18 protein-coding genes are annotated in these 8,933 nt (G+C 71.4%); 1 reads left to right on the forward strand and 17 read right to left on the reverse strand.

Annotated features, from left to right (window positions below; translation table 11 throughout):
- The 15 genes from ACWCPW_RS50940 to ACWCPW_RS51010 form a co-directional block, all read right to left on the reverse strand.
- Positions 1 to 536 (reverse strand): hypothetical protein (locus ACWCPW_RS50940; protein ID WP_449768497.1); only part of this gene is annotated, 536 nt, incomplete at its 3' end.
- A 101-nt stretch (positions 537 to 637) separates the two neighbouring features.
- A complete protein-coding gene (locus tag ACWCPW_RS50945; RefSeq protein WP_449768498.1) occupies positions 638 to 808 on the reverse strand; it encodes a hypothetical protein in 171 nt (56 codons plus the stop codon).
- A 73-nt stretch (positions 809 to 881) separates the two neighbouring features.
- Positions 882 to 1,061 carry a hypothetical protein gene (locus ACWCPW_RS50950; protein ID WP_449768499.1) on the reverse strand — a complete coding sequence of 60 codons (180 nt, stop codon included), beginning with the start codon at positions 1,059 to 1,061 and terminating at the stop codon, positions 882 to 884.
- Between the two features lie 73 nt (positions 1,062 to 1,134).
- Complete coding sequence (locus ACWCPW_RS50955) at positions 1,135 to 1,515, reverse strand: hypothetical protein (protein ID WP_449768500.1); 381 nt, start codon at positions 1,513 to 1,515, stop codon at positions 1,135 to 1,137.
- Between the two features lie 76 nt (positions 1,516 to 1,591).
- Positions 1,592 to 1,762 carry a hypothetical protein gene (locus ACWCPW_RS50960; RefSeq protein ID WP_449768501.1) on the reverse strand — a complete coding sequence of 57 codons (171 nt, stop codon included), beginning with the start codon at positions 1,760 to 1,762 and terminating at the stop codon, positions 1,592 to 1,594.
- A gap of 61 nt (positions 1,763 to 1,823) precedes the next feature.
- A complete protein-coding gene (locus tag ACWCPW_RS50965) occupies positions 1,824 to 2,441 on the reverse strand; it encodes a hypothetical protein (RefSeq protein ID WP_449768502.1) in 618 nt (205 codons plus the stop codon).
- Positions 2,438 to 2,986, reverse strand: coding sequence for a hypothetical protein (locus ACWCPW_RS50970; protein ID WP_449768503.1), 549 nt, complete (start codon positions 2,984 to 2,986; stop codon positions 2,438 to 2,440). Before ACWCPW_RS50970 ends, ACWCPW_RS50965 begins: the two co-directional genes overlap by 4 nt.
- A complete protein-coding gene (locus ACWCPW_RS50975) occupies positions 2,983 to 3,375 on the reverse strand; it encodes a hypothetical protein (RefSeq protein WP_449768504.1) in 393 nt (130 codons plus the stop codon). Before ACWCPW_RS50975 ends, ACWCPW_RS50970 begins: the two co-directional genes overlap by 4 nt.
- Positions 3,372 to 3,620, reverse strand: coding sequence for a hypothetical protein (locus tag ACWCPW_RS50980; protein ID WP_449768505.1), 249 nt, complete (start codon positions 3,618 to 3,620; stop codon positions 3,372 to 3,374). Before ACWCPW_RS50980 ends, ACWCPW_RS50975 begins: the two co-directional genes overlap by 4 nt.
- A complete protein-coding gene (locus ACWCPW_RS50985; RefSeq protein WP_449768506.1) occupies positions 3,617 to 3,862 on the reverse strand; it encodes a hypothetical protein in 246 nt (81 codons plus the stop codon). The genes ACWCPW_RS50980 and ACWCPW_RS50985 overlap by 4 nt, the downstream gene beginning before the upstream one ends.
- A gap of 304 nt (positions 3,863 to 4,166) precedes the next feature.
- Entirely contained in the window at positions 4,167 to 4,592 is a 426-nt protein-coding gene (locus tag ACWCPW_RS50990) for a hypothetical protein (RefSeq protein ID WP_449768507.1), read from the reverse strand.
- Positions 4,589 to 4,888 carry a hypothetical protein gene (locus ACWCPW_RS50995; RefSeq protein ID WP_449768508.1) on the reverse strand — a complete coding sequence of 100 codons (300 nt, stop codon included), beginning with the start codon at positions 4,886 to 4,888 and terminating at the stop codon, positions 4,589 to 4,591. Before ACWCPW_RS50995 ends, ACWCPW_RS50990 begins: the two co-directional genes overlap by 4 nt.
- Positions 4,885 to 6,252, reverse strand: coding sequence for a replicative DNA helicase (locus tag ACWCPW_RS51000; protein ID WP_449768509.1), 1,368 nt, complete (start codon positions 6,250 to 6,252; stop codon positions 4,885 to 4,887). The genes ACWCPW_RS50995 and ACWCPW_RS51000 overlap by 4 nt, the downstream gene beginning before the upstream one ends.
- Positions 6,249 to 6,863: a DnaA ATPase domain-containing protein gene (locus ACWCPW_RS51005; RefSeq protein ID WP_449768510.1), complete on the reverse strand. Its 615-nt coding sequence runs from the start codon at positions 6,861 to 6,863 to the stop codon at positions 6,249 to 6,251. Before ACWCPW_RS51005 ends, ACWCPW_RS51000 begins: the two co-directional genes overlap by 4 nt.
- Positions 6,844 to 7,725: a hypothetical protein gene (locus tag ACWCPW_RS51010; RefSeq protein WP_449768511.1), complete on the reverse strand. Its 882-nt coding sequence runs from the start codon at positions 7,723 to 7,725 to the stop codon at positions 6,844 to 6,846. The genes ACWCPW_RS51005 and ACWCPW_RS51010 overlap by 20 nt, the downstream gene beginning before the upstream one ends.
- Positions 7,726 to 7,864: 139 nt before the next feature.
- Between ACWCPW_RS51010 and ACWCPW_RS51015 the strand changes: the two genes are divergently transcribed.
- Positions 7,865 to 8,098 (forward strand): type II toxin-antitoxin system prevent-host-death family antitoxin, encoded by a 234-nt coding sequence (locus tag ACWCPW_RS51015; RefSeq protein WP_449768512.1) that lies wholly within the window; start codon positions 7,865 to 7,867, stop codon positions 8,096 to 8,098.
- A gap of 106 nt (positions 8,099 to 8,204) precedes the next feature.
- Here the strand turns inward: ACWCPW_RS51015 and ACWCPW_RS51020 are convergent, their stop codons facing one another.
- Together ACWCPW_RS51020 and ACWCPW_RS51025 are read right to left on the reverse strand one after the other, a co-directional pair.
- Positions 8,205 to 8,492: a hypothetical protein gene (locus ACWCPW_RS51020; protein WP_449768513.1), complete on the reverse strand. Its 288-nt coding sequence runs from the start codon at positions 8,490 to 8,492 to the stop codon at positions 8,205 to 8,207.
- Between the two features lie 76 nt (positions 8,493 to 8,568).
- Positions 8,569 to 8,835: a WhiB family transcriptional regulator gene (locus ACWCPW_RS51025; RefSeq protein ID WP_449768514.1), complete on the reverse strand. Its 267-nt coding sequence runs from the start codon at positions 8,833 to 8,835 to the stop codon at positions 8,569 to 8,571.
- Positions 8,836 to 8,933 lie beyond the last annotated feature (98 nt).

Raw genomic sequence — 8,933 nt, forward strand, 5'->3', positions numbered from 1 at the left:
GCGGCCCGCCGGTCCAACTCCTTGGCCCGGCGGCGGAGGGCGTCGGCCTCGTCGACGAGGCCGGTGTTCAAGCGGGCGGCGAGGCGGTCCCGCTCGTCGGCCAGTCGGCGCACGGTGGCGGTCAGCAGCTCGGCCTCCGTGTGACTGAGGGCGTGACGTTCGGCGCGGTAGAGCAGGTTGTCGAGCTGCTCGCGAGTGGGCTCTCCTCCCAGTCTGGGAGCAACTGGGAGCACGCTGGGAGCAAGCTCGATGGCCTGGTGCGTGGCTCGGAACTCGCGGTCCTGGTGGACCTGGTACCGCCCGTCGGGCTCGCGGGTGATCCACATGCCGACTCGTGCGGTCATGGTGTCGTCGGGCCCGTCGGGGTGTGCCCACACGTGGATGCGCGGCCGGTCCCAGGTGCCGGCGGGTGCGCCGCCGCACCATTTGGCGATGGCTCGGGCGGTGTTGCCGGTGTCGTCGCCGGCGACCTGGACGGCGTCGACTTCGGCGGGGCCGCGGCGGAACCGACGGACGTTGGGCTCGGGTTCGGGCATCGGTGCTCCTGTGCGTCGTCGGTGGAGGTGTCGGATCCAGGCGAGGGGGCTGCGTGTGGGGGCGCGTATGCCGTCGGCGTCGTCCCAGGCGATGGACTCGCTCACCGCAGGGGCTCCGGGCTGGTGTCGACGGTGATGCCGACCAGGGCGGGGACCTCGAAGTGGCCGGCGACGTCGGAGTGTTCGAGCGGGAGGGTGATGGCGATGCCGTCGGGGGTCTCGAAGTGGACGCTGGCGTCGCCGTCGTCGTCGGTGGTGATGCAGATGCGCACGTGTCGCTCCTGGTGGCTGGGTACGGTCTGCGGTGGCCGTCCCCGGGTTGAGCGGGGACGGCCTCCACGTGCGTCAGGACGGGTCGAGCGGCGTGCCGGTGATCTCGTGGAAGCGTTCGCCGATGCGCTTGGCAATGCGCGCACGGGTCTCGGGGCTGGGCAGGTCGTCGGTCTGCGCGGCGTCGGCGAGTTCGTCGAGGTGTGCGGTGATCTCGGCGTGTCGGGGGTCGTCGTACCGGCGGGGCTGGGGCATGTCGGGCTCCTGTGCTGGTGGGTACGGTCGGGGTGGCCCGCCCCGGTTGCGTCGGGGCGGGCTTCCGCGTGGGTCAGGGCAGGTCGAGGGTCATCGGGACGGTGCCGACGTCGAGGACCGTGATGGGGGCCGCGCCGGGCGTGTCCTCGGTGACGGTCCAGTCGGCGGTCCACGCGTGGTGGCAGTCGAGGCCTTGACCGCAGTCGCCGTTGCAGGTGGTGACGGACGCCCACCGGGTCCGGATGCGCGGGGCGAGCGGGCCCGTTGCGGCGACGATGCCCAGGACGCCGTATGCCTCGCGGTCGAGGGCGATGAACGCGGCGAGGACGGTGCGTGGTTCGCCGTGGCCGAGGGCGATGAACGCGTAAACGTCGTCCTCGCCGAGGCACATCACGGGGATGCCGTGGTGGGTGGCCTCCATGTTGCGGGCGGTGAGGGTGATCGGGACGCTCATCGGTCGTGTCTCCTGTCGTCGTGGGCCTCGCATGGCCCGTGCGGATGCCTGTGCGCCCGTCTGCGGGCCTCGGCGGTCAGGTGTGGCACTGGCCGTCCAGCCACCACGCGCAGGCCGCGACGGCGGCGATGGCGACCGGGGCGCCGATGGCCCTGTCGATGCCTGCGAGGTAGGCCACGTGGACGGCGCCGACGGCGGCGAAGCCGAGGGCGATGACGATGGCTGCGGTGGCGAGTCGGGTGCGCACGGGTCCTCGATGGGGTCGGGTGGGCCCCGCGAAGGGCCCTGGGCGGGCGTCTGCGGCGTTTTCAGCCCGTCGGCGGGTCATTGGACGGGTCGGGTGCGCCTTCGGGGCTCTCAGGGGCGCGTGAGGCGTTGCGGGTGCCGGTGACGTCCTCGGGGTGCTCCCAGACCACGACCGTGCGCTCGGTCCACGACCGGACCCGGAGCACCCGCATCGCCGGCCAGTCGGCCTGGGCCTGCCGCCGACGGCGCATGCTTGCGACGGCGTCCGCCTCGGCCGACCAATACCGGCCGACCGACGACCACTCGCCGAACAACTCGTAGACCTGGACCCGGAAGTACTCGCCCGTCGGCGTCGCCGTCGTGCAGTCGGGGTCGGGCTCGGGGTCCTCGCCGCCGGACCGCAGCCGCTCGATCTCGGCCCGCGCCTCCGCCAGTTCGGCCTCCGCCCGCTTGGCCCGCTCGGTCGCCTCTCCCAGGGCACCGCTGGCCACGCCCCGGACGATGACCGCCTCCAGCCGCCGCACGTGCTCGTCCTGCCGCTCGGCCAGGGCCAGCAGCGCGGGCACGTGGGTGTCAACGAGGCGGTCGATCGCATCGGGCTCGCCGCGGAACGGGCCCATCGCGGTGCACGCCTGCTGGTCGGCCCGGATCGCCGCCAGGTCGGGCTCGATGTCGGTCACTCCGACCTCCCCAGGTAGGTGCGGGCGACGTCGAGCGCCAGGACCGCAGCGGGCGTGCCGTAGAACCCGTGCTCGTCGACGACCCGGGCGAGTTGCTCAAGAAGGCCAGCGACCGCGACGGCGACGAGCGGGTCCATCCCGGCGATGTGCTCGGCGTTTGCCGCGTTCGACATGGGCTCGTCGACGACGTACTCGGGCGGGTCGAGGTCGTGGCCGGGGTCGTGGACGAGGCGGTCGCCGCCGTCCATGGACAGCCAGGGCCCGCGGGTTGCCGCGGTGGCCCGGGTGCGCATGAGGTCTGCTGCGCGGCGGATGGTGTCGGCGGGCTGCTCGGTCCGGAGCATGGCCACCGCCGCCCGCAGGTCGGGCCCGGGGCAGTCTGGCGCCTCGTGCCCCTGCCGGATCGACTTGAGGGCCGCCGCCGGGTGCTCGGTGCACGTGGGATCGATGCGGTCGCCGGCGACAAGCCCGCACGGTTCCTGCGGGCAGGGGCAGGCGTCCTCGACGTGGTGGCCGACCCAGGACCGGCCGCGGTGGAAGGTCACGACAGGCTCCGGCGGGTGTTGACCAGCGTCTGGGTGAGGCAGTACTGGGCTTCGAGCGCCTCGGCCCCGGGGTCGGAGTGCTCGGCGACGAGCAGGGCGAGGGCACCAAGGGCCCGCGTCGCGTCGGCGTGCAGCCGGCTGAAGTCGGCGGCCTGCTCGACTACCACGGCCTGGAGCCGGCGGATCTCGGCGGTCGCGACGGCCAGCACCTCGCCCGCCGTCGAGGTGGTGCGGCCGGAGTGCGCCTCGTCCTGGTGCCGCTGTGCCCGTTCCCGGATCACCGCCTCGTCGTCGCCGACCGCGCTGGTCGGGCACAGGTGGCAGCGCCGGTGCCAGGTGCGGCCGTCGGGGTCCGGGGTGACCTCGTAGGTGGCGGTGGTGTCGGTCATCGGGTCGACCCCTTCGCCAGTTCGGCCGCGGCCTGGGCGACGCCGAGGACGATCGAGTCGGGCACCTCGCCCGGGAACCACACGCTCCAGCCCTCGTCGCCGGCGGAGTCGATGACGGCGACGGCGCACTCGCCGTCTTCGGCGAGCAGGCTCCACAGGGCCCGGCCGAAGCGGAGCCGGCCGTCGGCGTCCTCGGTCCAGCGGGCGTTGAGCAGGCCGTCGTACACGTCGATGCGGTCGGTCATTTCGTCTCCGTCGTGTGGTGTTCGGGCTGGTCGGGCCGCCGTGTGGTGGGCGCGGTGCGGTGTCCGGCGGCCCAGCACGGTGCGCAGATGTCGTGGGCGCCGTGGCGGTGCCAGCGGTCGAGGTCGCGGGCTTGCGCTCTGGCTTCGGCGGCGGTGCGCCCGGGGGCGGCGATCTGGGGGACGTGGTGGCAGCCGGGGGCCTGGACGTCGCAGCGGACGTAGACGTCGCGGTGGATGCTCACGTCTGGCTCCTGGTGGCAGTGGGTGCGGGGCGCTCGGCCCGTCCGGTCGCGGCAAGGCGTCCGCTTCCGTCGCAGGGCTGGCGCATTGCGTTGCGGTGCCGGCGGAGGAGCCCGGCGATCGTGACCGCCCAGTCGCGTCCGCATTCGGGGCACGTGGCGCGGGGGCCGGGGCCGCATCGGTCGGCGGGTTTGATGTCGTAGTCGGCGAGTGCGGCGGCGACTGCGGCGGACAGCGGACCTTCGCCGGGGTGGGCGAGCCAGGTGTCGCCGGCTGTGTCGATTGCGGAGAGGGCTGCGGGCGGGATCACGTGGCGGCCTCGCGGGTTTCGGCGACGAGCCGCTCGTACTCGGCCGCGGCGGTGGCGATGTGGCGGCAGACCCAGTCGCAGCGTTGGCCGTTGTAGGGCTGCCGGATTTCCTGGCGTCCGTGGAGCTGGTTGTGGAATTCGTCGGCGGTGGTCCAGTCGAGTTCGCTGGGCAGGAGGCGGGGGCTGAGCGAGCAGGGCCGGAACACGTACTCGGCGAGGGCGGTGAGCGGGTTGTCGCGGTGGTCGCGTCGGCGGGCTTGGGCGTGGAGCCAGCGGACGAACGTGGGCGGCAGGATCCTGGCGGGCGCGGATCCGTCTCCTCGAGGGCACGCGTGCTTGTGCAGCAGGTGGTCTGCGCGGATGCGGATTTCGTGGCCGCAGTGGCGGCAGAGGCCGAGGTGCGGGAGGGCTGCGGCGATCATGCGGCGCCCTGCTCGCGCAGTTGGGTTTCCAGCTCGACGACGCCTTCGATGCGGCGGCGGATCTGGCCGACGACGAGGTGGATGTGTCGGGCGGGGGCCTGGATGTTGATGCTGGCGGCGTCCCACAGGACGGCGCCGATGCGGTCGACGAGTCCGGTGTCGCAGCAGGCGCGGTCGTCGAGGACGACGATGACGTGGGCGCCGACGGGGATGCGGTTGTCGAGGGCGTTGAGGCCGGCGCCGTGGGTGAGGTCGAGAACGTAGGTGGTCGTGATGACGGGCATGGGCACGGTCATGAGGGCATCCATCCGTTGTCGACGATGTGGCCGCGGGGAAGTCGGGTGACGTCGACACAGCGGGCGTATTCGCCCTGCCAGCCGACGATCACGTCCTTGGTGGTGCCGTGCCGGTTCTTGGCGACGATGACGTCGAGTTCGCCGACGCGGGTGGTCTCGGGTTCGTACAGCTCGTCGCGGTGCAGGAGCAGGACCGTGTCGGCGTCCTGCTCGACCGCGCCGCTTTCGCGAAGGTCGGACAGCTCGGGGCGTTTGCCGGTGCGCTGTGCGCTGGAGCGGTTGAGCTGGGACAGCAGCACGATCGGGATCGCCAACTCCTTGGCGAGGAGCTTGAGTCCGCGGGAGAGCGCGGCGACCTGCTGCTGCCGGTTCTCGGCGCGTTCGGTCTGCATGAGCTGGAGGTAGTCGACGATCAGCAGGTTGAGTCCGCCGGCGCGTTGGAGTGTCTTGACCTTGTGGCGGATGTAGCCGAGGCCGACGTGCGGGGTGTCGTCGATGTACAGCGGGGCCGGGGCGATGCGGTCGGCGGTCTCGGCGAGGCAGACCTTGTCGAAGTCGGTGAGGCCGCCGCGGGTGATGCGGCCGAGTTCGACCTGGGCTTCGGCGGACAGGACGCGGTCGGTGATTTCGCCGGCGCCCATCTCCATGGTCAGGAACAGGGTGGGCAGGCCGAGGGTGATGGCGGCGTGGCGGGCGAACTGGATGCCCATGGTGGTTTTGCCGCTGCCGGGGCGGGCGCCGACGACGGTGATGCGGCCGGGCGCGTGCCCGGGGTAGACGTCGTCGAGGTCGGGGAGGCCGGTGGCGATGCCCGCGATTTCGACGGGCAGGTGGGCGATGCGGTCGAGGGCGTCGTCGACGAGCGGCGCGAGGATGGGCGGCAGTCCCGCGGCGGAGATGCGGACGACGTTGTCGAGGTCGCGCTGGATGAGGTCGACGGCGGTGTCGGCGTCGAAGTCTTTGCCGTAGGCGAGTTGCCGGGCGCGGGTGGCGGTGTCGACGAGGCGGCGTGCGGCGGCGTGGACGGCGACGATCTTGGCGTAGTGGTGGGCGAAGGCGGGGAACCCGGCCTGCCACACGTCGACGAGGTAGCCGATTTCGGTGATGCGGCCGTGGTGGCCGGCGGCGGCGGTCGCGGTGGCGAGGACGTGCGGGTCGGTGGTGGGTTTGCCTTGGGCGTGGAGGTCTGCGATGACGGCCTGGAGGTCGGCGTGGGCGGGGTGGTAGTAGTCCTCCGGGGGGCAGACGGCGCGGAGTTCGTCGGCGAGTTCGGGGTCGCGCATGATCGAGCCGAGGACGACGTGTTCGGCGTGGCTGTCGTGGGGCTGGGGTGCGGTGAGTGCCTGCTCGTCGTGGTCGGTCACGCGTCACCGCCGCGGCGCCGGTCGCCGCCTTCGATGAGGACGATGTTGTCGGCGAGCATCTCGGCGAGGCGGGATGCGACGCGGGGGCCGATGTAGGGCCCGAGGTCTGCGGGGAAGACGTCGCTGGTGATGAGGATGGGCCGGTTCTGGGCGTATCGCTCGTCGACGATTTCGAAGAGGCGTTCGCGGGTCCAGTCGTTGGCGCGGGCGGCTGCGAGGTCGTCGAGGTAGAGCAGGTCGGCGCGTTGGGCGCGGGCGGCGACGCGCCGGCCGTCTTCTTCGGCTTCGGGGCGGAGGGCGTCGAACAGGGCGGTGGAGCGCCAGGCTTCGATGCGGGGCAGGCCGCGCCATTGGGGGACGTCGAACCAGGTCTGGTGCCAGGCTCGGATGGCCTGCCAGGCGGTGTGGGTCTTGCCGACGCCCATGTTGCCGGTGAGGAACAGGCTCCCGGGGTCGGGTTCGGCAGCCCATGCCGCGGCTTCGGGGTGGAGTTCGATCGGGGGCCAGTAGTGCCGGGGGACGAGCTTGCCGAGGTCTTCGTGGGCGCGTGCGACCTGGGTGGTGAGCCAGAGGTCGGCGCCGGTGGGCCGGTCAGAAGCGGAGCTTGGCACGGAGCACCTCCGGGGGGAGTTCGTCGATGGCGGTCTGCTGGGGCCGTGCCGCGGGGGTGTTCTCGCGTTGTTCGGCCTGGGCCTGGCGGCGGAGGGTCTCGAACTTCGTGCGGAGCTTCGTCGGCGTGAGGATGTGCGCCTGCCAGAAGGTGTTGGCGTGGGCCCAGTCGATGGCCTTGAGGGCCTGGTCGACGGTGACGCCGTCCTTGTCGAGGAGCAGGCGGGCGGAGTCCCGCCATTTCTTGTCGATCGTGGGGCGCTTGCTGCCGGTGGCGACGAGGCGGTCGGCGAGGTGCTTGCAGACGCGTTCGACGTCGGCTCGAACAGGCGGCGGAGGAGCCGCAGGCTTCGACGTATTTCTTTGTTCTTTTACTTCTGTCTCTGTCTCTGTCTCTGCTTGCGTTTTGCTTCGCGTTTGCTTGAGCAAAGCCGAAGCAAGTGCTTCGTCTTTTGCTTCGTTTTCCGAGGCTGCGCGGCGGGTCTCTCCGGACTTGCGTCCGCCCTTCTGACCTGCGGCGGAGCGCTTCTCGCGGAGGGTGCGGACGTAGTCGGCGCTGCGCTGGTGTTCCAGATAGTCATGAATGACGTACTCATCGTCACCAACGTCCGGGCAGTCGGAGCAGTCGTGACCGGAAGCGTGCAGCAAACCGACGCGAAGCAGTGCCGAAGCAAGTGCTTCGGGGTTTGGTAGGTCGGTCAGGCGCGGCACCAGGCGGGCCGGGATGACCCCGTCGGTGAGCTGCCGGGACGCGTAACACATGGCGGTGGTGTAGAGCCAAGCCGCCATGCCGCCCACCTCGATGATCTTCGGGTGGTCCGGCATCCCGTCGTGCACCCGGACGTAGGTGCGGTTGTCAGCCATGGTGTTGGGGTCCGTTCTGCCGCGCACGAAGAGAGAGGGGAAAGGGGGCTTGGCCGACCCCTTGCGACTGCTCTATGATCTCATCAATCTTTAAAGTTTGGCAACTATGGTGAGGATGGGCATGTCTTACACTCTGGTCATGAGCGAGCAGCGGACCCCCGGCGAACTGGTGGAGATTGCCGACGACGGCGTACAAGAGGTGCCGCTCACCGCGGCCCGACCGCTGCTGACCCGCCTGATCGAGCAGGTGCGGGAAGACGACCTGGTCAGCGCGTTGACCGTGCGCGGCCGACGGCGGGTCTACCTGGTCACTCCCGACTTCTACGAGCAGGCCATGGCGGACCGAAAGCGCGTCGAGTCCCTGGAGACCTGACACTCCGCACCTCCTCGCTGAGCCCGGCTTCGGTCGGGCTTTCGTCATGTCCGCAGTGCTCCCGGGGCGGGGGTGTGGACGCCCCGCCCCGGGGGTGTGGTGGGCCTTAGTCGGGCAGTGCGCCGCCGTGGCAGCGGGCGAACAGGTGGCTGCCGCAGGTGCACGTGAATCCGATGGCGCTCGGCTCGTACTCGTGGACCGGCTTGTTCCGCTCGTCGGCGAAGGCGACCCCGGCGGCGAGGTACGTGAGGGCGGCTTGCCGGACGGTGGGCTCGATCTGGTCCCATCCGGACCAGGTGAGGCCGAGGATCGAGCGGTAAGCGGCGGCGAGTTCGTTACGCAGCCGCAGGACTTCGGCTCCGGCGTCGGTCAGGGTGGGGGTGCGGTCGGTCATTTCGGTCCCGTTCTCGGTGAGTTGGTGTCGGGGCCCGGCGGGGTGGTGTCGCCGGCCGGGCCCCGAGTCAGGCGGGTCAGCCGAGGTCGCGGCGGGCCGTCTCGGCCATGCCGCCGCGGACGCCCCAGCGGTGGGCCGGGGAGAACCTCTCCAGCTCCTCGGCCAGGCAGATTTCGCGGACCGGGCACGCCGCGCAGATCTTCTTCGCGCGGCTGATGTCGGCGTTGCGCTCGGGGAAGAACAGCTCGGACTGCCCTTTGCAGGCGGCGTGTTCCCACCAGCGGTAGCCGGGCTCGGTCGAGGTGGCGGACGTGTCGTAGTAGACGGCGGGGAGTCGGCTCACGAGGCACCTCCGATGAGTGCGTCGACGTCGAACAGTTCGCCCGTCCCGCCGGCCCGCGCGATCTTCGCCGCCCGGTTTGCGATCCGCTGACGGCCGCT

It is taken from the genome of Embleya sp. NPDC001921 (assembly GCF_053594475.1).

Bases quoted from the DNA above. Each gene is read 5' to 3' on its own strand.
- ACWCPW_RS50950 (WP_449768499.1), bottom strand. From the start codon at position 1,061: ATGCCCCAGCCCCGCCGGTACGACGACCCCCGACACGCCGAGATCACC.
- ACWCPW_RS50955 (WP_449768500.1), bottom strand. From the start codon at position 1,515: ATGAGCGTCCCGATCACCCTCACCGCCCGCAACATGGAGGCCACCCAC.
- ACWCPW_RS50975 (WP_449768504.1), bottom strand. From the start codon at position 3,375: ATGACCGACACCACCGCCACCTACGAGGTCACCCCGGACCCCGACGGC.
- ACWCPW_RS50980 (WP_449768505.1), bottom strand. From the start codon at position 3,620: ATGACCGACCGCATCGACGTGTACGACGGCCTGCTCAACGCCCGCTGG.
- ACWCPW_RS50990 (WP_449768507.1), bottom strand. From the start codon at position 4,592: ATGATCGCCGCAGCCCTCCCGCACCTCGGCCTCTGCCGCCACTGCGGC.
- ACWCPW_RS50995 (WP_449768508.1), bottom strand. From the start codon at position 4,888: ATGACCGTGCCCATGCCCGTCATCACGACCACCTACGTTCTCGACCTC.
- ACWCPW_RS51010 (WP_449768511.1), bottom strand. From the start codon at position 7,725: ATGGCTGACAACCGCACCTACGTCCGGGTGCACGACGGGATGCCGGAC.
- ACWCPW_RS51015 (WP_449768512.1), top strand. From the start codon at position 7,865: ATGAGCGAGCAGCGGACCCCCGGCGAACTGGTGGAGATTGCCGACGAC.
- ACWCPW_RS51020 (WP_449768513.1), bottom strand. From the start codon at position 8,492: ATGACCGACCGCACCCCCACCCTGACCGACGCCGGAGCCGAAGTCCTG.